Genomic DNA, 22,748 nt, shown 5'->3' with positions numbered 1-22,748 from the left:
GGACGGGGTTCAGGGACGCGGTCCGACGGTCGTGGTGCCGTCGCGAATGGTGATCGCCAGCGCGGGACAGGAGTCCGCCGCGTCCAGCACCCGCTCCTCCTCCGGGACCTCCTCGCGTCGCGGCCGGGCGTGCTCCTCGTCGAGGGCGAACAGGTCGGGGGCGATACCGGCGCACATGCCGGACGCCATGCACCGGCCGCCGTCGACCTCCGCCTTCCAGGTCATCCGGCTCACCACCCGATGGGCATGACGCGAGGCCCACGGACCAGCATCTGGCCCTTCCACTCCACATCCCCGGCCAGCCGCAGACCGGGGAAGCGGGTGATCAGCGCGCCGAGCGCCTCCTGGAGCTCCAGCCGGGCCAGGGGCGCGCCCAGGCAGTGGTGCACACCGTGGCCGAAGCCCAGGTGCTGGGTGGCGGGGCGGGCGACATTCAGGGTGCCCGGCTCGTCGAAGCGCAGCGCGTCGCGGTTGGCCGAGCCGACGGCGACGAGCACGGGCTCCCCGGCGCGCACCAGAGTGCCGCCCACCTCGACGTCCTCGGTGGCGTAGCGGGGGAAGGACGCCGCCATGCCCAGCGGGACGAAGCGCAGCAGCTCCTCGACGGCGCCGTGCAGCAGTGCGGGCTCCTCGCGCAACCGGCGCAGTTCGTCCGGGTGGTCCAGGAGCGTCAGCACGAAGTTGGGGATCTGGGTGGCCGTGGTCTCGTGCCCGGCCACCAGGATGCCCACGCACAGATCGACGAGCTCGAGCTCGGACAGCCGGTCGCCCGCGTCCCTCGCCTCGATCAGCGACGTCATGATGTCGTCCCGCGGGCGGATGCGATGCTCCTCGATCAGCCCGGCCATATAGGCGCGCAGCTCATCGCGGTTCCGGTCGAACTCCTCGGCGCTCAGGGAGCTGGTGGACAGCACGGCGTCGCTCCAGGTGCGGAACTTGGGGCGATCCTCCTCCGGGACGCCGAGCAGGGCGCAGATGACCCCGACCGGAATGGGCAGGGCGTAGCGGTCCACGAGATCGACGGGTGGCCCCGCGGCCTCGAGCTCGTCGAGCAGGTCATGGGTCAACTGCCTTACCCACGGGCGGAGTTTCTCCACCTGGTGGACGGTGAACGCCTTGGCCACGAGGGTGCGCAGCCGGGTGTGGTCGGGCGGGTCCATGGTCAGGATGCCGCTGTCGCGCCGGGCCTCGGACTGCCGTGGCACATCGTGGTGGAGCGCCGCGGCCCGGCTGAAGCGCCGGTCCCCGAGCACCAGCCGGGCGTCGGCGTACCGCGTGGCCAGCCAGGCGGGCTCACCGTAGGGCATGCGCACCCGGAGTAATCCGGTGCGGTTCCTGGCCTGGTCGTACGCCTCGCTGAGCGCGAGCCCCTCGGCGGAGTTGAAGGGATAGGCGATGGGTGTCGTATCCGCTGTGGTCATCGTGACCTCCCTTGCGTAAGCACGTGCTTACAAAGCTAGGAGGCGGCGGCTGGTACGGTCAACGGCCCCTTTGCGCCGTCGATCTGACGGGCCGGAGGGAAATCGCCGGAGGCAGACGAGAGGGGTGTCGTGATGGGGACGACCGTGTCCGAGGGGCAGCGCCGGGACGCGCGGAACACACGTCGGCGGCTGCTGGAGGCCGCGGCGGCGCTGTTCGCCGAGCGGGGCTATGAACGGGCGACGGTCCGGGACATCGCCGATCGCGCGGGGGTCAACCAGGCGCTGCTGTTCCGCTACTTCGGCTCGAAAAGAGCGCTGTTCGGCGAGGTGATCGCGCACAACGGGGAGGAGCAGCTGCGCACCACCCCACCCGATGAGCTGCTGGAGGCCGCCCTGCGCGGGCTGCTGGGCCACGGCGGCAGGGAACCGGGCAGCCGCGCGCTGGCCACGCTGCTGCGCTCGGTCGACAGCGGCGACGAGATCGGTACGGCGGTGCGTGCCATCAGCGACGACTACGCGCGGGTGCTGGCCTCCCTGTCCAGCGCCGACAACCACGAGCTGCGGGCGGATCTGGCGCTGTCCTGGCTGCTCGGCATAGGGATGATGCGGGTGCTGGTGGGCAAGGAGCCGCTGACGGACGCGGATCCGGACGAGGTGTGCGCGCTGGTCACGGCCGCGCTCGGCACCCTCCTGGACGGCCTTCCGGCGGCAGGCGGCAGGCCGTAGGCGGCCGTGCGGGCCGGGGCGCTACTCGCGGAACTCCCCGCGGGGTGTGGTGACGACGCGACGGGCCCGGGCCGGAGTGACCACCTCGCGGAAGGCCGGATCGGTGAGCAGCACGACCGGGGCGATGCGGTGCGGGGAGTCGCAGTGCCAGTGCGGCAGGGCGGCCTCGAGCACGGCCCAGGACTGATCGGTGGCACCGCGGTCGGCCAGCGCCCTGGCCAGGTCCAGGGCCTGCTGGAAGGTGCGGGACTCGGGCAGGACGGGCGGGGCGAAGGCGGCGGCCCTGGCCATCCAGGCGGCGGTGTCGTCGCCCTCGGTGGCGGCGCCGCTCGCGGCCACACCGCCCGCGCCCACGACGCCGTCCACGCCGTCGGGGAGCCGCGGCAGGATGTCGCCGAGGGCCGAGAGATAGCCGCCGGGGGCGCCGGTCCACTCCTCGGCCGCGCAGCGCAGATAGAGCGGGGCGGCCTCGGCCCGTAACTGCTCCATGCCGATCGCCTCGAGGACGCGCGGGTCCCCGAGGATGCCGGTGCGTATCCAGTGGTGGGCGGCGCTGATGTCGAGGAACGCCCCCAGGATGATGCCCAGATACGCACCGGCGCCCGAGCCCTTGACCGCGGCCTGCTCGAAGGTGGCCATCGCCTTGCGCACCTCGCCGCGCAGGGCCTGCGCCCTGCCCTCGGCCACCAGATCCTCGGCGGTCCCGGGACGCCCCATGCGCGCCTCATGGGCCGCCCGGCCCTCGAAGCCCTTGCGCTCCTCGACGACCAGCTCGGCGAACGAGGCGTGCCGGTCGCCCAGAGCGGGATACCAGCTCGCCCAGATGTACGCGGCCCACTCCCCGTCCTCGGACACATCGGCGGGGTCCAGCAGCCAGTGCTGGGCGTCGCCCTCCTCCGAGACCAGCAGCGCCCGGTCCATGAACGCGGTGTCGTCCCAGTCCTCGCCCTCGCCGCCCCGGATGACGCTCCAGGTCTCGGGGTCGGCCTCGCGCAGCCAGCCGACGGTCTTGGCCGGGCGCATCCGCCACATGAACGGGCTGATGTTCAGCCAGCCGTCGGAGGCGCCCAGGAAGGTGCGGTAGCTCGGCGGGAGCCGGGTGCCGAGCCGCTCCTCCAGGGCCAGGACGCTCTCCTCGTCCGCGCCCTCGAACCCGAGCCACCCGGCGGCACGTTGCTCGTCGTCGACCTCGCTCAGCTCGTCCTCGTCGGCCACCCGCAGGATGGTCGCGCTGTACTCCGCCAGATAGGACCGCCACTGCTCGACGGTCCGCGGCGGCCCCGTCACGGACCCCGGCTCCGGGGCGGCCGACACCGATGTGCCGCGGTATCCGGTGGGTGCCTCGCCCGCCCGCTGGTAGTGGCCGATGAAGCCCTTCGGCTGCGGGGCCGAGGTGAAGAGGCGGACCTGGGAGAGCTGGATCTGGTCCTCCCCCGCGTTCCGGGTGATCTCCAGGCGGTAGTGACGGTAGGCGGTGGTGGCGGCGAAGGTGAATCCCCGGGGCTGATGGCGGTGCGCGAAGCTCTCCTCGACGCGGGAGTCCAGGTCCGCCCAGTGCTCCCCGTCGTTCGAGCCCTTGAGGGTCCAGTCCTTCGGGTCGCGTCCCGGCACGTCGTCGGCCGAGGTCAGGACGTAGTGGCCGACGGCCACCGACCGCCGCAGGGTGAACTCCAGCCAGGCGCGGTCGCCATGGCCCAGCCACTTGTGCCATGAGTCGTGCAGCAGGTTCTCCGCGACCTCACCCGCCTCGGCGAACTCGCTGTGCGCCCGGACCTTGGTGACCAGGTCGGTCACCTCGGCCTCCGGACCGGGCTCGGCGGCCAGCAGCGACACCGTGCCCGAGTGGCCCGACGGATCGCCCCAGATGACCCGCTCGACGGGCGGTCCCCCGTCCTCGATCAGCAGCCGCAGCTCCTGGCGGAGGCCCGGGCCCCCGGACCCGCAGCCCTCCACCGTGCGGAAGCGGTGCATCACCTCTTCGAGCGCGCTGTCCCGCAGCGGTGAGCGGCCCTCCAGCACCCCCCGGTACTCGGTGAGCGTGCCGTCGGCGGCCCTGCGGTGCCCGTAGAACTCCGTCATCGCCGGCTGGAAGCCGATCGACGCCTCCCGCCCGTCCTGTGCGCGCCAGGCGAGCCGGACCGGCAGCGAGCCCTCGCCCCGGTCGAGATGGACCAGCAGCCGTGGGGCGGGCCGCCATTCGGCGGAGCCCGGGGCGCGCCACTCGGTGCGGTAGGCGCACACCGCCGCCTCGGCCGGGCGCTCCTCCGCCATGAGGTGCGTACGGGCGCAGATGCGGGACGGCTCGACGCTGATCCGGTACAGCCAGAGCAGCCCACGCGCCTCGGCACAGCCCCGGACGCACAGCGTGTTCAGGCCCGCCACCAGTGCCTCACCGGGGACCGCGAAGGCCGCCTCCCGTGGGCGGGCGCCACCGGGCACGGTGAACCGCGAGATCACCGCATGTCCGTTGACGGTGATGTCGATGGGCGCCCATCCCAGGGACTCCCCCAGCGGTGAGACCCGCGCGATCAGGGTGAGCGTCAGCTGCTCCGGCAGTTCGCCGCCGTCCAGCGCGAAGTCGAGCTCGACACGTCCGCCCGCGCCGATCGCGAGACGGTCCCGGTCGGGATGGCACCGTATGTACCGGGCCGTGCCATTGCCGAATCGAGGCGGATCGATGGTGAAATCCGCAAAAGTCGCTCGCACGCTGTGCTCCTGATGGGGCCGTCTGGTCCATTGACATGTCGTCGGGGCATGGGTGCGGGTGGCCTCACAACACCCGGATGCTGCCGATGCTAGGGCGGCCGACCGGTACCGTCCGTGATCCGCGACGATCTCTAGGGGGATGCGGGTCGGCCGCTCCCTCCGCCGCGCAGCACGGCCCCGAGGACGGCGGGGCGCATCAGCGCGGTGGGCGCGGCGACCATGGACATCACCTCGTGCAGGACCTTGCAGACCTCCGGGTCGACGGTGGCGCGCCGGATGACCCGGTCCAGATAGCGGTGCTGGGCCCGCACCCCCAGTCCGGCGGGGCCGCCCGTGGTGGTGGGGAAGCGCACGTCCTCGCTGGAGGACAGCATCCACGCGGTGTCCGCGGCGGCCGCGATGCTCTTACGGGCGGTGTGCGCCGTACGGTGGCCGATGCCGCCGTGGCGCTCGGCGGCGGCCCGCAGGGCGCGGGCGCCGAGCGCGGACACGGTGATGCCCTGGCCGTAGACCGGGTTGAAGGTGCATACGGCGTCGCCGATGACGACCAGCCCTCGCGGCGCCCGGCGCTCGTAGTGACGCCGCACACCCGGGCCGGGCCAGAAGCCGCGGACCGCACCGGCGGGCTCGGCCGCGGCCAGCAGCTCGCGCAGGCTAGGGTCCCGCAGCAGACGCAGCTGCCGGTCGAAACCGGCCGCACCCGGCTCGGCCTGCGCTCCCCGCATACTGCCGACGCTGGCGATCCACCGGCCGCCCTCCACGGGCAGCACCACGCCGAGCCTGGGCGCGTCGGGGGCCTTGGTCTGGAGATAGAGCACGTCGAAGCCCGGATCCGCCCCGGCGGGGCGGTGGTACATCCGGCTGGCGTACGACACCCCCGCGTCGACACGCTCCTCGGGGGTGGGCGGACAGCCCAGCCGGGTCAGCCAGGCGGGGACCGAGGAGGTGCGCCCGGAGGCGTCGACCACCATCTCCGCGCGCAGCTCGCGCACCCGGGCGCGGGCGTCGCCCCGCGCCCGGACCTGGACACCCGTCAGCTCGCCCGGGGTGCCGAGGAGTCCGACGACGTCGGTGTTCTCCAGCCATCGCACCGTGGGCTCGGCGCGCACCCGGCGCAGCACCGTATGGTCGAGCAGCGGTCTGGTGCATGAGAGGAACGCGACCTCACTCTCGTACTTCGCGAGCCATCCGGCCGCGCTGAGCCAGCGCACGCCCGACATCGGCACCCGCACCGCGCCGGCGGCCAGCAACTCCTCGCGCGCGCCGGGCATCAGCTCCTCCAGCGCCCGATGCCCGGCCTCGAGCAGCAGATGCGCGTGACGCGCCTGCGGAACGCCCGAGCGGAACGCCGGCCCGTCGGGATAGCGGTCACGCTCGACTATGACAATGCGCTCGGCATATCCCCGCAGCGCCCATGCGGCCAGCAGCCCGGCGAGACCTCCGCCGATCACTACCGCGGTCCCTTGTTCCGTACCTTCCCCCGGTACCCCCATGCTACGGAGCGTAGTGCAGAATCATCCGAGCGTCACCACCCACAAGGGTGGCAAAGGCAATCGATTCAACGGTTTCAGGCGGTCTTGGTGACCCCGGCGCCTTCGGCCGACTCGGCGATGAAGGTGTCGAGGACTCCGTCGGCGATGCGCACGAGACGGGCGCCCAGCGCGTCCAGGGTGCGCTCGAAGGCGCGCCCCCACAGCGACGGCGCGTCCAGCCAGGGCGCGCTGTCCGCCACGAAGCCCCGGTCCGCGACACCGGCTCTGATGCGCTCGGGGGCGGCGGCGAGCAGCCGGGCGTACGGGCGCAGCTCCCGCAGGGCCGCTCGCTCGTGCCCCGCCTCCCAGGCGGTGTGGAACCGGTCGAGCCGGGCGGCGAGTTCGGGGGCCTGCGGCTGCCAGGGTTCGGCGCCGAAGGTGGGCGCGAGGTGCTGGGTGTCGAAGAAGGCCAGCAGCGAGCGAACGGTCCCGTCCGTACGGCCCGGGTGCGTGCCGGGGCCGTCCCCGGCGAGGTGGCGGGCGGCCGCCTCCCAGGTGCGGGTGGCGTCGTAGCCTCACCTGCGGCGCGGGCGGTCTCACGGGCGCGGAGCGCATCGTTGTAGACCACCCGCGCACACCCGAACGCCCTGGCCGGCGCTGAGCGCCGAGGACCGTTCGGGTACAGGCGGAAGCTGTACCTCAACTGCATCTCAATCACTCCACGACGGCTGGGTTATGGCCGAGTATCAGAACATCCGTTCCGGTCGGCACCGCACTACCGGCGGGGCGGGGCGGCTGTCAGGCCTCGAGCAACGCGTCGACCACTCGGCCGAAGAACAGACGGCCGGACCAGACCGTCGGCGGGTCGAACAGGCGGGGCAGTCCCCGCAGTCGCGCCTCCTCGCGCCACACCACCTCGGATCCACCGTCCCGGGGGCGCACCTCGATCTCGGCCCATCCGAGGACCACCGAGCCGCGCTTCTCCAGCCTGCAACTGCCGGGAGTGTCCCCGGTGGGCGGGTCCCAGCGCACGACCTCCATGGGGTCGTCGAATCCGGCGCGACCGACGCCCGTGCGCACCACGACCACGGTGCCCACCCGGGTCGGCCCCGCCGGGCGGACGGTGACGCCGCTCAGCGGCACATGGGCGCCGTGGCGCGGCCAGTCGGTGAGCCGTCGCCAGGTCTCGTCGACGGGCAGTGCGGAGCGGCGCTCGATGCGGAAGGGGGCCACAGCGGGATCGTAGGCGATCGACGACCGGGGAGGCGGTCGTGGCGGCTGAGGCCATTGACAGCTCGGATCCGCCTGTTACCTTCCACAGAAAGGAGAGAGGTCCTACCTTTCTGGTCCGGCGCAGACGGAAGTCGCCCCACCAGAGGGATTCTCGCAGCTCAAGCAGGTCCAGACCTTCCAACACGTCGGATCTCCACGGCTCCACAGGAGAAGGAGAACGAGAGATGAAGAGACTCGCCGCAGGCGCGGCGCTCGCCCTCGCCGCCGTCTTCGGGTTATCGCAGGTGCCGCAGGCGGCCGCCGCTCCCGCGCGGGACACGGCCACCACCGCGGCACCGGTGTTCAGCGTGATGGACTACGGCGCGAAGGCCGACGGTTCGTCCAACGACTCCGCCGCCATCGACAAGGCCATCACGGCGGCCAACGCCGCCGGGGGCGGAATCGTCCGCTTCCCGTCCGGACAGTACAAGTCCAAGAACACCGTCCATCTCAAGAGCGAGGTGACCCTCCAGCTGGACTCCGGGGCCACCATCCTCGGTTCGAGCGCGGACACCTACGACAAGCCCGAGTCCAATCCGAACGACGACTACCAGGACTACGGCCACAGCCACTTCCACAACGCGATGTTCTACGGCGACAAGCTCACCAACATCGGGTTCACCGGTTCGGGCACCATCGACGGCGCGGGCAACCTCATCACCGGCAACCCCGACTCCGGCGAGGCGGACAAGATCATTTCGCTGACCCGCTGCGACGGGCTGACCCTCGGCGGGATCACCCTGCGGCGCGGTGGCCACTTCGCGGCCCTCATCAACGGCTGCAAGAACGTGACCTCGGACCATCTCACCATCGACACGGCGAGCGACCGCGACGGCTGGAACATCATCAGCACCACCAATGTGACCATCACCCATGCCGATATCGCCGCCAACGACGACGCGCTCGCCTTCAAGAGCGACTACGCCCTGGGCGCCAAACTGTCCAACGGCCATGTGAAGGTGACCGATTCACAACTCTCCGCGAAGTGTTGCAACGCCCTGATGTTCGGCTCCGAGACCTGCGGTGACTTCTCGGACTACAACTTCCAGGGCATCACCATCACCGGTGCGGACAAATCCGGGCTCGGCATGGTCTCGATGGACGGTGCCAACATCTCCGATGTGCACTACCGCGACATCACCATGACCAATGTGCACTCCCCCATCATGCAGAAGATCGGGACGAGAAAACGGTGTGGTGGAAATCCGGGAGTCGGCCACATCAGCGACATCACCTACGACAACATCACCGGGACCGGGAACACCCCCTCCTTCAGCCCGACGCTGTGGGGCGAGTCCGGTGGCAACCACATCAGCGGTGTGACCTTCAACAACGTCAATCTGACCGTGCCCGGCGGCAACGGCACCATGTCCACCGGTGTTCCCAGCAATGACGCCGGCGACTACAACCCGAAGAGCATCGGCACCCGTCCCGCCTTCGGCTGGTATCTGCACAACGCGGATCACATCACCTTCAACGACAGCTCGGTGCGGTTCGCCAAGAACGACGGACGTCCGGCGGTCATCGCCAACTCCGGGAGCGCGCTGCGGTTCAACCACTTCACCGCACAGCGCGGCAGTGACAGCCCCGCGGACGTCGTCGTCCAGAACGTGTCCGGCTACTGCCTCGCCGACAGCGCCAGCACCTCCGGCGGAGCGCTGCGGGTGAGCGCCAGCGGATCCAGCGAGAACTGCTCCTCGTGACCCACGACGGGCCGGCCGTGGCACACCACGGCCGGCCGCCGACGGCGGTCAGCCGCGCCGCTCGGAGCCGTCGGCCGCCTCGTGACCGGCCACGTCGGGCAGGTCGGCCGGATCCGCCCTGTCGGCCAGGTCACGCAGGCCCTCCGGAAGCGGCCCGGTGTGCACCACGCCCAGCCGCTGGGTGGCCCGGGTGAGCGCCACATAGAGGTCGCTGGTGCCGAACTCCGCGGGCTCGGCCACGATCACGGTGTCGAACTCCAACCCCTTGGCCTGCCGGGGGTCGAGCAGCACCACCGCGCTGGTCAGGTCCGGGGACCGGCCGGTGGACGCCTGCGGGAGGGCGGCTGACAGCGCGTCATGGCGGTCCTTCGGGGCGATCACCGCGAGACGGCCCTCGGTGCGGGTCTCCCGCGCCACGGCCGCGGCCACCGCGCCGGGCAGATCGCCGGTGTGCTCCGCCCACGGCCGCACCCCGGTGGCGCGCACCGAGCGCGGCGGCTGGAAGGCGGGGTCGACGGTACGGGCCACCCGCGCCGCGACGTCCATGATCTCGGTCGGGGTGCGGTAGTTGACGCCGAGCCGGCTGTGCTCCCAGCGGTCGCCGACGTACGGCTCCAGGATCGAGGACCAGGAGCCGCAGCCCCCCGGCTCCGCGGTCTGCGCGGGGTCGCCGACCAGCGTCATCGAACGGGTCGGGCTGCGCCGCATCAGCAGCCGCCACGCCATCGCGGACAGCTCCTGGGCCTCGTCCACGATGATGTGGCCGAAGGCCCAGGTGCGGTCGGCGGCGGCGCGTTCGGCGGCGCTGCGGTGGTCGCGCTCCTCGGCGCGGTCGGCCAGCCGTTCGGCGTCGATGAGGTCGTGGGCGGCCAGCACCTCCGACTCCTCGTCCTCGCGGTCCTCGAACTCCAGGGTGCGGGAGCCGTAGGAGAGGTCGAGCACACCCTGTGCGTACTCGATGCGCTCCTGGCGCTCGGCCTCGGCGGCGGCGCGGGCCGCCGCGTCGTCGTGGCCGAGCAGTTCGGCCGCCTCGTCCAGCAACGGGACGTCGGCGGGGGTCCATTCGCCGTCGGTGCGGCGGATCGCGGCGGCGTCGGCCTCGGAGAGGTGGACGGGGTCGCCGAGGAAGTCGGCCACGAGCTGCTGCGGGGTGAGGGTCGGCCACAGCTCCGCGATGGCCGCGTGCACCTCGGGGTTGACCGCGATCGCCTTGCCGAGCTGGGCGACGTCGTCCGCGCCGAGGAGGTTGGGCCCGCCGAAGGGGTCCGCGCCGATCCGGTCCACGAGCTGGTCGGTGAGGGCGTCGATGACGCGGAAGGCGAAGTGCGGACGGGCGAGGTTGTGCGGCAGCCCGGTCTCCCGGGCCTTGTGGCCGGCCTCGGACGCGATGTCCTTGTCCAGCACCAGATCGCCGTCGTCGTGCTCGATGACGATCGCGGGGTCGGGCACCGTCTGCCGGTCCCGTACGAAGCGGGCCAGCGCGTCCGCCATCGCCGCGCGGCCCTTGACCTCGGCGGCCTCGGGGGTGTCGGTGCCGGTGGCCGTCACACCGGGGAAGAGCTCGCCGAGCGTGGCCAGGAGCACACCGGTCTCACCGAGCGAGGGCAACACCTCGCCGATGTAGCCGAGGAACGCGGGGTTGGGTCCGACGATCAGCACCGCGCGGCGGGCCAGCGACTCCCGGTGCGCGTAGAGCAGATACGCGGCGCGGTGCAGCGCCACGACGGTCTTGCCGGTGCCGGGGCCGCCCTCCACGACGTGGACGCCGTGGTGCGGGGCGCGGATGATCTGGTCCTGTTCGGCCTGGATGGTCTGCACGATGTCATGCATCCGGCCGGTGCGGGCGGCGTCGAGCGCGGCGAGCAGCACGGCGTCCGCGTCGGATCCCTCATGCCCGGTCCGTATGGTGTCCGAGAGGTCCAGGATCTCGTCGTGCAACCCGGTGACCTTGGGTCCCTCGGTGGTGATGTGACGCCTGCGGCGCAGCCCCATGGGGGTGTGCCCGGTGGCGAGGTAGAACGGACGGGCCACATCCGCCCGCCAGTCGATGACCAACGGGGTGCGGTCCGCGTCATCGCGGCGGATGCCGATGCGGCCGATGTGGTAGTCGTGGCCGTCGCGGAACAGCAGCCGGCCGAAGCACAGCCCCCGCTCCCCCGCCTCGAACGCGGCGAGCAGCCCGGACCGCTCGGCCACCAGCACATCGCGCTCCAGCCGCGCCTGGAAGGTGGTGCCCTCCAAGGACAGGGCCTCGGTCACCGACTCCTCGGCTCGTGCCCTGAGCTCGGCGAGGCGCCCGTTGAGCAGATCAAGGAATTCTTGCTCACGGTCCCATTCCTCGTTTGACAATTCGACTCCCGCCGGGATACGATGACTTCATCAGGTTTCCCCATGCCGTGAATTCAATGGCACAAGGAAATCCCCAATATACGCCGAGAAACGCCCCGGCCGTCAAGGCAGCCGGGGCGTTTCTCTGTTTTATGGCCTCATTTCACCTGAATGACGTGCTTTCCGCGGACACCGCCGGCCTCCATGGCGCGATGGGCCTGTGCGATATCGGAGAGCGGATGGACGGTGTCGACGACCGGCCGGATCGCCCCGTTCTCCACATACGCGGCGAGGTCCGCGAAGAGCTGGTGCAGGGGGTTTCCCGTGAAGAACCGCACCCGCCGGGCGCCGTGCACGGCGGAGAGGAGCACGGCGCCCAGCGAGGACACCGGACGGTCGGTGTCGAAGGCGATGCCCACCATCCGCCCACCGGGCGCCAGCAGCCGGCGATAGGCGCCGAGCTCGGTGCCCACCGTGTCCAGCACGGCGTCGAACGGCCCGAGGGCGGCCGGGCCGGTGGTCCGGTAGTCATGCGCCTCATCGGCGCCGAGCTCCCGGACGAGGTCGAGCGTCTTCGCCCCGGCGAGCGCGGTGACATGGGCGCCGAGCGCGTGTCCGAGCTGGACGGCGACACTGCCGACACCGCCGGCCGCGCCCCGCACCAGCAGCCGCTCGCCATGCATCAGGCCGATCTTGTCGCGCAGCGCCGTGATGGCCGTGGTGCCGACGCCGGGCAGGGCCGCGGCCCGGACGAGGTCGAGGCTTTCGGGGGCGTAGGAGAGCTGACGGGGCCGGACGGCCACGTACTCGGCGGCCGCCCCGAACCTCAGGTGCGGCATCGCGCCCCACACCCGGTCGCCCACCGCGAGGTGGCGCACGGAGGAGCCCACCTCGGCGATCTCCCCGGCGATGTCGACGCCGGTGCCCTGGGGGAACTTCCACCCGGTCACCAGCTTCAGCTTGCCCGCCCGGCCCGAGAGCTCACCGCCGTTCACACTCGTGGCGTGCACCCGCACCAGCACCTCGCCCGGACCGGCCACCGGCTTCGGCAGTGTGCCCTCGTACAGCACCTCGGGGGGTCCGTACCGGTCGAACCGCGCCGCGCGCATCTCGCTCATCGCCCTCATCGTCCCTTTCGCACATCGGGGTTGTCGCCAAGCTAATGCGCGCAGAGGGGGAAACCGCCCGGTCGGCGTAAGGTGAGAAACATGCCTGCTCACGTCTCTCAGATAGCGCCCGCCACCGGTGTTCGGGACGCCGGAAGTCCGGGGTTGCGGTCCGACGCGGCGTCCAACCGCCGGCGCGTCCTCGAGGCGGCCCGGGCGCTGTTCGTGTCGCGTGGGCTCGATGTGCCGATGGCCACCATCGCCCGTCATGCCGGGGTCGGGGTGGCCACGCTCTACCGGCGTTTCCCCACCCGGGAGGCGCTGGTCACGGAGGTGTTCTCGGACGAGTTCACCACCTGTGCGGCGATCGTCGACGACGCCCTGGCCGACGACGACGCGTGGCGGGCCTTCCGCCGGACCATCGAGACGGTGTGTGCTTCACAGACGCGGGACCGGGAGTTCAACGACGCCCTGCTGTCGACGCTGCCCGATGTGGTCGGCTTCGAGCGGGAGCGGCTGCGGATCGAAGAGGGCTTCGCCGAGGTGGTCCGGCGTGCCAAGGCCGCGGGGCGGCTGCGCGAGGACTTCGACGTGTCCGACCTGAGCCTCGTCTTCCTGGCCAACAGAGGTGTCATCGGCGACCCGGCAACGGCACCGGCCGCGTCCCGGCGGCTGGTCGCCCACCTCCTGCGGTCCTTCGAGGCGGGGCGGGCCGAACCGGCCCGCCCCCTTCCGCCACCCGCCCCGCTGGGACTGGGCCGGTTGCCCCGGACAGCCGGGGGATGAGCTATCGGGCGGTGCCGAAGTCCTGCGTCCAGTAGTTGCCGGGCTGCGCCAGGCCGACGCCGATCTCCTTGAAGTCGCAGTTCAGGATGTTGGCCTTGTGGCCGGAGCTGTTCATCCAGCCCTCCATGACGCTCTTGGGCGAGTCATAGCCGAAGGCCACGTTCTCGCCGTAGGCCCTCCAGGAGTAGCCCGCGCGCTCGATCCGGTCGCCCGGGGAGGAGCCGTCGGAGCCGGTGTGCGACATGTTGCGGTGGGCCGCCATGTCCTCGCTGTGGTCCTGGGCGGCCTTGGTCAGCTTCTCGTTCACGGTCAGCGGCTCACAACCGGCCTTGCTGCGCTCGCTGTTGACGAGATCCACCACTTCCTGCTGGTCCGTGGCGGCCGCGGTGGTGGCGGAGGGCGAGCCCGTGGGGGTGGCGGAATGGGAGCGCGCGGGGGCGGTGGACTGCGACGCCATCGCGGCCGAGGGAACGCCCACGGCGGCCACGGCGAGCGTGGCGATGGCTATCTTGCGGCGGTGCGTCGTGCTGCTGCGGTGCTTGCTCATTCGGGACCTCACACTCGGTTGAGGCCCGTCATTCTTGGAGCCGTCCGCCACATGGGCAACACACGTGTTCGTACGACACGAGTTCGTAGTGAGGGCGGAACTTGCGCTCAGCGGCGAGTCATGCTGAGCGGGTTCCGGGGGAGGCCACGGCGGCCCGACGCGCCATCACACGTCGCGGCAACCAGGCGAGTGGGTGGCGCGCCCGAAGCGCCGGGGGTGGACGCCATGGAGAATCCACCATGTCCGACAGGGCAGACAAAAACCACTATGCCGCCTAGTCGATATGCACCCCTACGCCCCCTTTACTCCGGCACTCGATGTGAGAGATGTCATGACATGGCCGGGGGTCGGTCAGCGGCGGTAGATGGTGATCGAGTGGCCGACCTCGTCGATCGGCTCGCTGCCGTCGATCAGCGCCGCCAGCCGTCCGGTGGCCTGGGCGATCGAGGAGTCCGAGACCACCAGCAGCCCGCGCACCTCGTCCGGGGCGGCCCGGCGCGGGTCGGAGGCATGGATGCCGTAGGCGGACGGCACACCGCTGCCCTTGTAGACGAGCCAGATCCGCTCACCCCGGTAGCGCTCCCGGAGACGGTCGGCCAGCCGCCCCAGGTCCTGCCCCCAGTCCACGTTCGAGTCGTGCAGCCGCAGATGGGTTCGGGACGGGCCGCCGAACGCCTCGTTGGAGTACGGCAGGTAGTACGGATACGTCCGCAGCGAGCTGACCGCGACGAACAGCACCAGCGCCAGCGTGGCCCCGTACGCCCATCGCCGCCGCACGGCCATCAGCCCGGCCGCCGCCACCGCCAGGAACATCGGCAGGAAGATGGCGTACCGGACACCGAGGTTGCGGGCCCCGTCCAGGGCGGCGAGCAGCAGCACGGCCGCGGGAACCAGCACATACGGCGCGGCGGGCCGCAGCCGGGGCACCAGCAGCATCGCGACCGTCCCGGCCGACCAGAGCGCGAGCATGCCCAAGGGCGTCTTCACCAGCAGCGCGACGGGCAGGTAGTACCACAGCGACCCGAGATAGCGGCGGCCGAGCAGAAAGCCACGCCAGGTGTCCTGCTCGAAGCCGAACTGGATGCGCATCCCGTCGCGGTACGCCTCCGGGAGCGGCAGCCAGTGGACGGCGAGCCCGCGCAAGCCCTGGACGGTGGGCACGGGCCCGGTGGGCGTCCAGCGCAGCCGGGGGTCGACCAGGAGGTAGGTGGCCCACACCACGGCCACCGCGATCAGCGCCATGGCCACCGCCGCCGCCACGCCGATCCCGAGCGACCGCATGTGGTCGCGCGGTGTGCGGTGGTGCGTACGGCGGGCGTACCAGACCGAGAGCACGGCCAGGAGCAGCAGCACCGGGACCGCGGCCAGCATGCTCATCTTCGTGGCGAGGGCGGCGCCGAGCGCCACCCCCGCGAGTGGAAGGTGCCATCGCGGCCGCCGCCGCGCCCGCCACAGCAGCCAGACCGACGTCAGCAGGAAACCGGCCGCCGGTACGTCGAGCGTGGCGAGCGAGCCGTGCGCGATGACGTCCGGCGAGAAGGCGTACAGGGCGAGCGCCACCGCCCCGCCCACCGGGCCGGTCAGTTCGCGGGCGAACGCGAACACCACCAGCCCGAACAGCAGCGTCAGCGCGATCATCGGCAGCCGTGCGCACAGCATCAGCCGCCAGGGGTCGTTGCCCGCCTCGTACAGCACATGCCGCCCGAGCGCCGTCTGGTCACCGGTGAAACCGGCGTCGAGGTGCGGCCGGGCGAACGCCACCCCCGTCGCGATGATGAGCTTGCCCAGCGGTGGGTGCTCGGGGTTGTACCGCACCCGGTGATGGTGCAGGGAGTCCACCGCCGCGCCGACGTACACGGGCTCGTCGATGGTCGGCGTCTGCTCCACCGCCGTGGTCACCATCGCGACGGCCATCTGGACGAGGAGCGCCACGACGGCGGCCACCACCAGCCACCGCCGATGCCGCGCCGGCGCCGCCGGCCACCGGCCCTTCGGCCCGCCGACGGTCCTGGTCACGCTGTCGATCACACCCGCCCACCGCATAGCGACAGACGCTAACGCCCTCGCGGCCCCGCACCCGGCATCCGCCCGAAACTTGCGCCAAGTCCGCAAACGGGGTCGGACGCTGCGGCGGGCCTCGCCTAACCGGCCGCGGGCCAGCCGTGTTCGAGGAGGGCGAAGGCGGCCTCGATGGCCTGCCGGGCGTCGGCCCGGCCCCGGGCGAAGCCGACGGTCTCCAGCGCGAAGTGGGCGAGCGCCGCACATCCGGGGTCGTCCTCGGGGGCGCCGGTGGCCTCGGCGATGGCGGCCGCGAGAGCGGCTTCGTGGCGCATCCACATGCGGCGGCCGTACTCCCGCAGCGCCGGGGTGCTCTCCGTCAGCTCGACGAACCGCGCCATCTCGGGGTCGGCCGCGCTGTCGGAATGCATCCGCAGCGTGTGCTCGCGCAGAGCCCCGGGGACGGACATCCCCTCCGGCCGGTCGCGCACGACGGCTATGAGCGCGGCCTCCCGGTCGGAGTCCAGGTCGAAGAGCAGGGCCTCCTTGCTGGCGAAGTGCTTGAAGACCGTGGTGGTGGAGACGTCGGCGGCCTCCGCGATGTCCCGCACGCTCACCTGGTCGAAGCCACGGTCGAGGAACAGCCTCAGGGCCGCGTCCGCCAGCGCCTGGCGGGTGGCGGCCTTCTTGCGCTCACGGCGCCCCATCGTCTCGCTCACGGGATCCACCCTACCCGTAGGTGGACCGAATGGAAAAGTTGAGTCGTTGCACTTTTTTAGTCGGTGTGCTCTTCTGTTCGGGGCGGGGCCCCGCCTCTTCGGCTCCCGTCTTTCGGCTCCCGTCTTTCGGAACCCCGCGCCGAGCGCGCTGAGAAGGAAGTGATCAGTCATGTCCGTATCCGACGCACCGCCGTCCGGCAGTCACGCCCCGCCGGAGACCACCCCGAAAAGCGTCCGATTGGCCCTGCTCGGTGTGCTGCTCGCGATGCTGCTGTCGATGCTCGACTCCACGATCGTCGGCACCGCGATGCCGACGATCGTCGGCGATCTCGGCGGCCTGGAGCACATCTCCTGGGTGGTGACCGCCTACACCCTGGCCACCGCCGCCTCCACCCCCGTCTGGGGCAAGTTCGGCGATCTGTACGGCCGCAAGCACATGTATCTGATCGCCGTCGTCGTCTTCGTGCTCGGCTCGGCGCTGTCCGGCGCGGCCCATACGATGACCCAGCTGATCGTCTTCCGGGCGCTCCAGGGCCTGGGCGCGGGCGGTATCGGCGCCGGTGCCTTCGCCCTGATCGCCTCGCTGGCACCGCCCCGGGAGCGGGGCCGCTACCAGGGCATGACCGCCTCCATCATGGCCATCGGCACCATCGGCGGCCCGCTGCTCGGCGGCTTCGTCACCGGCCATCTCGGCTGGCGCTGGGCCTTCTTCATCAATCTGCCGCTCGGCGTGCTCACCCTGGTCTGGTGCCAGCTGATGCTGCGGCTGCCCGCCACCCGCGCCAAGGCCCGGATCGACTGGCCGGGCATCACCGTGATGACGACGACCGTATGCGCCCTGACCCTCGCCGCCACCTGGGCCGGCTCCACCTACGCGTGGACCTCATGGCAGATCCTCGGTCTGTTCGCCCTGGCCGCGGTGGGCGTGGCGGCCTTCGTGGCGCGGCAGCGGCGCGCGGCGGAACCGCTCATGCCGCTGCGCATCTTCACCGGACACCGCAACTTCTCCCTGGCGTCCTCGCTGATCCTGGTGGGCGGGGTGGTGATGTTCGGCTGCTCGCTGTATCTGCCGCTGTATCAGCAGACCGTCCAGGGCGTCTCCGCCTCCCGCTCCGGTCTGCTGCTGCTCCCCCTGATGATCCCTGTGGTGATCATGTCTCAGGTCGGCGGCAAGGTCATGTCCGCCACCGGGCGGTACAAGATCTTCCCCATCGTGGGCACCGTCTGCATGGCCGTCGGACTGTTCCTGCTGGCCACCATGGACACCACGACCTCCCGCGCGGCCACCGGGTGTTTCATGGCCCTGGTGGGTACGGGCATGGGCTGCCAGATGCAGATGGTCACCACGATCGCGCAGAACAGTGTGGAGATGCGTGACATGGGGGCCGCCTCCGCGTCGGTCACCCTCTTCCGCACCATCGGCGGCTCGCTGGGTGTGGCGGTCTTCGGTTCGCTCTTCACCGGCGCCGTGCGGGGCCACGCGCCCGCCGGGGCGGAGACGGGCGAGGCCCGGCCCGATCCGGCGGCGCTGGCCCGGCTGCCGGAGTCCGTCAGGGACGGCTACCTCCACGCGGTGGCCACCGGCACTCAGCGGATCTTCCTGACCGCGGCCGTCGTGTGCACCGTGGCCTTCATCGCCGCCCTGTGCGTCCAGGAGGTCCCGCTGCGCGGCAGGCCGGGCCCGGCGGCCCAGCCGGACAAGGCCGAGGAGGCCGAGGAGGCCGCCGCCCCGGCCGCCCCGTAGTACCGCGGTGCCGTCAGCTCAGGGCGGGGATGACCTCCTTCTCGTAGGCTTCGATCGTGGACTCCACACCGTCGTGCATCGCGTAGAGGGCGAACTGGTCCACGCCCAGGTCACGCAACTGCTTGAGCTTCTCGATCTGGGCGCCGGCCGGGCCGAGGAGGCAGAAGCGGTCGACGATCTCGTCGGGCACGAAGGCGGTGTCCGGGTTTCCGGTCCGGCCGTGGTGGGCGTAGTCGTAACCCTCACGGGCCTTGATGTACTCGGTCAGTTCGGGCGGCACCAGACCGGAACCCTGACCGTACCGCGTCACCAGGTCGGCGACATGGTTGCCGACCATGCCACCGAACCAGCGGCACTGCTCCCGCGCGTGGGCCAGATCGTCGCCCACATACGCGGGGGCGGCGACGCAGATGGTGACCGCGTCCGGGTCGCGTCCGGCCTCGGCGGCGGCATCCCGTACCGCCTTGACCATCCACTCCGTCAGATAAGGGTCGGCGAGTTGCAGGATGAAGCCGTCGGCCTGACGGCCGGTCAGCGCGAGGGCTTTGGGGCCGTACGCCGCCGTCCACACCGGCAGGCTGCCACCTCTCACCCAGGGCAGACGCAGGGTGTTGCCGTCCACCGTGGCCTCACGGCCCTCGGCCAGCTCCTTGATGCTGTGCATGGCCTCGCCGAGACGGGCCAGGGTGTTGGGCTTGCGGCCGGCCACCCGCATCGCGGAGTCGCCGCGGCCGATCCCGCAGACGGTGCGGTTTCCGTACATGTCGTTGAGGGTGGCGAAGGTGGAGGCGGTCACCTCCCAGGTGCGGGTGCCGGGATTGGTGACCATCGGCCCGACGATCAGCCGCTCGGTGTGTTCGAGGACGCGGCTGTAGATGACGAACGGCTCCTGCCACAGCACAGCCGAGTCGAACGTCCAGCCATAGGTGAATCCCGCGTCTTCCGCGCGCCGCATCCGGTCGACGACCGCGGAGGCGGGGGGATCGGTCTGTAGGACGATTCCGAAGTCCATCGCATGCTCCGTGTGCTGGGCGCTAGAGGTACTGGCAGGTGGCGCGGGGCAGATACCGGCCGTGACCCGTCCGGCCGAGGTACGCGTCGCCGTCGACGACGACGTGTCCCCGCGACAGGACCGTGCGCACCCGTCCGGTGATCTGCCTGCCCTCGTACGCCGAGTAGTCGACGTTCATATGGTGGGTCTCGGCGGACAGGGTCTGCCGCGCCTCCGGGTCATAGAGAACGATGTCGGCGTCGGCCCCGGGCGCGATGGTGCCCTTGCGCGGGTAGAGGCCGAACATCCTGGCCGGGGTGGCGCAGGCGATCTCGATCCAGCGGCGGCGGGAGATATGGCCGTCCACCACGGCCTGGTGGAGCAGGTCCACCCGGTGCTCCACGCCCGGCATGCCATTGGGAATCTTGGAGAAGTCGCCCCGGCCCAGCTCCTTCTGCCCGGTGAAGCAGAACGGGCAGTGGTCGGTGGAGACCACGGACAGATCGTTGGTCCGCAGCCCCCGCCAGAGCGCGGCCTGGTGCGCGGCGGGCCGCAGCGGGGTGGAGCAGACGTACTTGGCGCCCTCGAAGTCCGGCTCTGCGAGGTTGTCCGTGGACAGGAACAGATACTGCGGACACGTCTCGGCGAACACGGGCAGACCCAGGTCACGGGCTCCCGTGATCTCCTGGACGGCCTGCTCGGCGGAGACATGGACGATGTAGAGCGGGGCACCGGCCACCCGGGCGAGCTGGATGGCGCGGTGGGTCGCCTCCGACTCCAGCAGCTCCCGGCGGACCTCACCGTGGTAGCGGGGGTCGGTCCTGCCCTCGGCCAGCGCCTGCTCCACCAGGACGTCGATGGCGATGCCGTTCTCGGCGTGCATCATGACCAGTCCGCCGTTGGCAGCGCCGCGTTGCATGGCCCGCAGGATCTTGCCGTCGTCGCTGTAGAAGACACCGGGGTAGGCCATGAACAGCTTGAAGCTGGTCACGCCCTCGCCCACGAGGGTGTCCATCTCCTTGAGCGATCTCTCGTCGACGTCGGCGAGGATCATGTGGAACGCGTAGTCGATCGCGCACTGGCCCTCGGCCTTGGCATGCCACGCGTCCAGTCCCTCGCGCAGCGTGGCGCCGACGGACTGGATGGCGAAGTCCACGATGGTGGTAGTGCCGCCCCAGGCCGCCGCCCGGGTGCCGGTCTCGAAGGTGTCGGAGGCGAACGTGCCGCCGAACGGCATCTCCATATGGGTGTGGGCGTCCACCCCGCCCGGAATGACATACAGCCCGGCGGCGTCGATGACCCGGTCCGCTCCGCGTGCCCAGCTCTCGGTGACCTCGGTGCCCGAGGCGGCGACGGCGGCCACGCGCTCACCGTCCACGAGGACGTCGGCGGACAGCTCTTCGCCGGCGGTGATGACCAGCCCACCCTGGATCAGCGTGCGGGTCACGGCCGCACCAGCCCCTCGTAGGCGTCGGGCCGCCGGTCGCGGTAGAACGCCCACTGCTGGCGCACCTCGTCGATCAGGCCGAAGTCGAGGTCGCGGACGATCAGCTCTTCCTCCTTGTCACTGGCCACATCGCCGACGAACTGACCGCGCGGATCGACGAAGTAGCTGGTGCCGTAGAAGTCGTTGTCGCCGTACTCCTCGGTGCCGACGCGGTTGATCGCGGCGATGAAGTACTCGTTGGCGACGGCCGCGGCGGGCTGCTCCAGCTGCCAGAGGTAGGCCGACAGGCCCCGGGAGGTGGCCGAGGGGTTGTAGACCAGCTGCGCCCCCGCCAGACCCAGCTCGCGCCAGCCCTCGGGGAAGTGGCGGTCATAGCAGATGTATACCCCGACCTTGCCCACGGCGGTGTCGAACACCGGCCAGCCCAGGTTCCCCGGCTTGAAGTAGTACTTCTCCCAGAACCCCTTGACCTGCGGGATGTGGTGCTTGCGGTACTTGCCCAGGTAGCTGCCGTCCGCGTCGATCACGGCGGCGGTGTTGTAGTAGAAGCCGGACTGCTCGAGCTCGAAGACGGGGACGACGATCACCATCCCGGTCTCCCGGGCGAGCGCCCGCATCCGCCGCACGGTCGGCCCGTCCGGCACCGCCTCCGCCCACCGGTAGTGTTCCGCCTCCTGCACCTGGCAGAAGTACGGCGCGTTGAACACCTCCTGGAAGCCGATCACCTTGGCGCCCTGTTCCGCGGCGGTACGGGCATACTTCTCATGGAGTTCGATCATTGATTCGCCGTCGCCCGTCCACTTCGTCTGGACCAGGGCAGCGCGCACGATATTGGCCATTATGAACTTCCCTCATGAAACCGCGACGGGTCGCGGGCTGGGACAGGGATAAACGGCTGCGGCAAGACCGTAAGCCGAAAGTACGAGTCCGTAAATGGCCACCGCAATATTCTGCGAGTTTCTTTTGCGTTTCCCGTCGGTAAAAATCCGACAGGCCGTCAGTCATGGGCCGGGCGGCGGGGACCGGCGCCGGGGACCGGGACGCCACCCCTTGACATGTTGAAGAACTTCATTATGGTGAAGTCACCGTTCCATGGTGGCCGGACGAGGAGCGACGCATGAGCAGCAGCAACGCGGGCGACAAGGACAACCGTCCCGACGCCGATGCGTCCATCGCCTCGTTGGGCGAACAGATCCGATCCCTCCGCAAGCATCTCGGACTCACCCTGGAGGAGCTGAGCAGTCGATCGAATGTGAGCACGGGCCTCATCAGTCTGCTGGAGCGAGGAAAGGGAAATCCTTCCTTCGCAAGTCTGATCCAATTGGCCCATGGGCTCGATGTGCCGATCGGTCGGCTTTTCCATGGTGAAACCCCGGCCAGTCCCGTGGTGCGCGCAAAAGAGCGCCGCACTCTGGAATGGCATGGAAATGAAAAGCTCGACGGTGCCCGTTACCAGCTCCTCACTCCGTCGCTGAAAGGGGCGCTCGAAGTGGTCTGGGTGGAAACGGAGCCCGGCCATGACACCAGCGGTACTCCCTTCCGGCACAACGGCGAGGAGTTCGGCATCGTTCTGTCCGGGGTGAAGGACGTCTTCCTCGACGGTGTCCGGCACCGGCTCGAGGCGGGCGACTCCATCACCTACTCGTCGAGCATTCCGCACTGGTACGTCGCGGTCGGCGATGAGCCGTCGACCGCGATCTGGGTGATCACCCCGCCCACCTGGTAGAGCCAGGCCGTCGGGCCGTTCCACCCCATCTCCCGATCCGGTACGGGTCAGGGCAG

19 protein-coding genes and 1 pseudogene are annotated in these 22,748 nt (G+C 70.8%); 5 read left to right on the top strand and 15 right to left on the bottom strand.

Translation table 11 applies throughout. The annotated features are described in order from the left end of the window. Nucleotides 1-9: 9 nt before the first annotated feature. Both KHP12_RS46875 and KHP12_RS46870 read right to left on the bottom strand, forming a co-directional pair. Complete coding sequence (locus KHP12_RS46875) at nt 10-225, bottom strand: ferredoxin (protein WP_037953950.1); 216 nt, start codon at nt 223-225, stop codon at nt 10-12. 5 nt (nt 226-230) lie between these two features. Further along, a complete protein-coding gene (locus KHP12_RS46870) occupies nt 231-1,421 on the bottom strand; it encodes a cytochrome P450 (protein WP_211834637.1) in 1,191 nt (396 codons plus the stop codon). Between the two features lie 132 nt (nt 1,422-1,553). Between KHP12_RS46870 and KHP12_RS46865 the strand changes: the two genes are divergently transcribed. Next, nucleotides 1,554-2,147: a TetR/AcrR family transcriptional regulator gene (locus KHP12_RS46865; RefSeq protein WP_086879932.1), complete on the top strand. Its 594-nt coding sequence runs from the start codon at nt 1,554-1,556 to the stop codon at nt 2,145-2,147. A 21-nt stretch (nt 2,148-2,168) separates the two neighbouring features. Here KHP12_RS46865 and KHP12_RS52640 read toward each other — a convergent pair whose 3' ends face one another. From KHP12_RS52640 to KHP12_RS46840, 5 genes and pseudogenes are all read right to left on the bottom strand, one after another. Beyond that, a complete protein-coding gene (locus KHP12_RS52640; RefSeq protein ID WP_086879933.1) occupies nt 2,169-4,853 on the bottom strand; it encodes an SMI1/KNR4 family protein in 2,685 nt (894 codons plus the stop codon). A 131-nt stretch (nt 4,854-4,984) separates the two neighbouring features. Continuing rightward, nucleotides 4,985-6,304, bottom strand: a complete 1,320-nt coding sequence (locus KHP12_RS46855; protein ID WP_308289537.1) for an NAD(P)/FAD-dependent oxidoreductase — start codon at nt 6,302-6,304, stop codon at nt 4,985-4,987. A 116-nt stretch (nt 6,305-6,420) separates the two neighbouring features. Beyond that, nucleotides 6,421-6,585 carry a hypothetical protein gene (locus tag KHP12_RS52005; RefSeq protein WP_246649351.1) on the bottom strand — a complete coding sequence of 55 codons (165 nt, stop codon included), beginning with the start codon at nt 6,583-6,585 and terminating at the stop codon, nt 6,421-6,423. Between the two features lie 317 nt (nt 6,586-6,902). Then, nucleotides 6,903-7,034: pseudogene (locus tag KHP12_RS46845) on the bottom strand (helix-turn-helix domain-containing protein); the annotation flags it as partial. Nucleotides 7,035-7,123: 89 nt separating this feature from the next. Further along, a complete protein-coding gene (locus tag KHP12_RS46840) occupies nt 7,124-7,558 on the bottom strand; it encodes an SRPBCC family protein (RefSeq protein ID WP_086879935.1) in 435 nt (144 codons plus the stop codon). 224 nt (nt 7,559-7,782) lie between these two features. On the opposite strand from KHP12_RS46840, the gene KHP12_RS46835 reads away from it, so the two are divergent. Further along, nucleotides 7,783-9,300 (top strand): glycoside hydrolase family 28 protein, encoded by a 1,518-nt coding sequence (locus tag KHP12_RS46835; RefSeq protein ID WP_107471666.1) that lies wholly within the window; start codon nt 7,783-7,785, stop codon nt 9,298-9,300. Nucleotides 9,301-9,348: 48 nt separating this feature from the next. Here the strand turns inward: KHP12_RS46835 and KHP12_RS46830 are convergent, their stop codons facing one another. Both KHP12_RS46830 and KHP12_RS46825 read right to left on the bottom strand, forming a co-directional pair. Next, complete coding sequence (locus KHP12_RS46830) at nt 9,349-11,649, bottom strand: HelD family protein (RefSeq protein WP_086879936.1); 2,301 nt, start codon at nt 11,647-11,649, stop codon at nt 9,349-9,351. Nucleotides 11,650-11,786: 137 nt separating this feature from the next. After that, the gene (locus KHP12_RS46825; RefSeq protein ID WP_086879937.1) at nt 11,787-12,746 is read right to left on the bottom strand and encodes an NAD(P)-dependent alcohol dehydrogenase; all 960 of its coding nucleotides are present in this window, start codon (nt 12,744-12,746) and stop codon (nt 11,787-11,789) included. Between the two features lie 90 nt (nt 12,747-12,836). On the opposite strand from KHP12_RS46825, the gene KHP12_RS46820 reads away from it, so the two are divergent. Further along, nucleotides 12,837-13,520, top strand: coding sequence for a TetR/AcrR family transcriptional regulator (locus tag KHP12_RS46820; RefSeq protein ID WP_086879938.1), 684 nt, complete (start codon nt 12,837-12,839; stop codon nt 13,518-13,520). Nucleotide 13,521: 1 nt separating this feature from the next. On the opposite strand, the gene KHP12_RS46815 is transcribed toward KHP12_RS46820, so the two are convergent. From KHP12_RS46815 to KHP12_RS46805, 3 genes are all read right to left on the bottom strand, one after another. Next, nucleotides 13,522-14,067 carry a CAP domain-containing protein gene (locus KHP12_RS46815; protein ID WP_086879939.1) on the bottom strand — a complete coding sequence of 182 codons (546 nt, stop codon included), beginning with the start codon at nt 14,065-14,067 and terminating at the stop codon, nt 13,522-13,524. 351 nt (nt 14,068-14,418) lie between these two features. Beyond that, on the bottom strand, nt 14,419-16,110 hold the full coding sequence (locus tag KHP12_RS46810; protein ID WP_086879940.1) for a phospholipid carrier-dependent glycosyltransferase: 1,692 nt from the start codon (nt 16,108-16,110) through the stop codon (nt 14,419-14,421). Between the two features lie 98 nt (nt 16,111-16,208). Next, complete coding sequence (locus tag KHP12_RS46805; protein ID WP_086879941.1) at nt 16,209-16,772, bottom strand: TetR/AcrR family transcriptional regulator; 564 nt, start codon at nt 16,770-16,772, stop codon at nt 16,209-16,211. Between the two features lie 181 nt (nt 16,773-16,953). On the opposite strand from KHP12_RS46805, the gene KHP12_RS46800 reads away from it, so the two are divergent. Continuing rightward, nucleotides 16,954-18,528 (top strand): MDR family MFS transporter, encoded by a 1,575-nt coding sequence (locus KHP12_RS46800; RefSeq protein ID WP_086879942.1) that lies wholly within the window; start codon nt 16,954-16,956, stop codon nt 18,526-18,528. Nucleotides 18,529-18,541: 13 nt separating this feature from the next. Here the strand turns inward: KHP12_RS46800 and KHP12_RS46795 are convergent, their stop codons facing one another. Genes KHP12_RS46795 through KHP12_RS46785 form a run of 3 tightly spaced genes read right to left on the bottom strand, consistent with a single transcriptional unit; the run spans nt 18,542 to nt 21,805 of the window. Then, nucleotides 18,542-19,540 carry a TIGR03842 family LLM class F420-dependent oxidoreductase gene (locus KHP12_RS46795; RefSeq protein WP_086879943.1) on the bottom strand — a complete coding sequence of 333 codons (999 nt, stop codon included), beginning with the start codon at nt 19,538-19,540 and terminating at the stop codon, nt 18,542-18,544. A gap of 22 nt (nt 19,541-19,562) precedes the next feature. Then, on the bottom strand, nt 19,563-20,966 hold the full coding sequence (gene hydA, locus KHP12_RS46790; protein WP_086879944.1) for a dihydropyrimidinase: 1,404 nt from the start codon (nt 20,964-20,966) through the stop codon (nt 19,563-19,565). Next, nucleotides 20,963-21,805 carry a nitrilase-related carbon-nitrogen hydrolase gene (locus tag KHP12_RS46785; protein ID WP_086879945.1) on the bottom strand — a complete coding sequence of 281 codons (843 nt, stop codon included), beginning with the start codon at nt 21,803-21,805 and terminating at the stop codon, nt 20,963-20,965. The genes hydA and KHP12_RS46785 overlap by 4 nt, the downstream gene beginning before the upstream one ends. Before the next feature lie 278 nt (nt 21,806-22,083). Here KHP12_RS46785 and KHP12_RS46780 point away from each other — a divergent pair, with 278 nt between their 5' ends. Continuing rightward, nucleotides 22,084-22,692, top strand: coding sequence for a helix-turn-helix domain-containing protein (locus KHP12_RS46780; RefSeq protein WP_086879946.1), 609 nt, complete (start codon nt 22,084-22,086; stop codon nt 22,690-22,692). The last annotated feature ends 56 nt before the right edge of the window (nt 22,693-22,748 follow it).

Source organism: Streptomyces asiaticus (genome assembly GCF_018138715.1).
In the GTDB taxonomy this organism is placed as follows: Bacteria; Actinomycetota; Actinomycetes; order Streptomycetales; family Streptomycetaceae; genus Streptomyces; species Streptomyces asiaticus.
The sequence above is the reverse complement of the archived record's forward strand: the minus strand, read 5'-3'. Positions and strand labels throughout refer to the sequence as shown.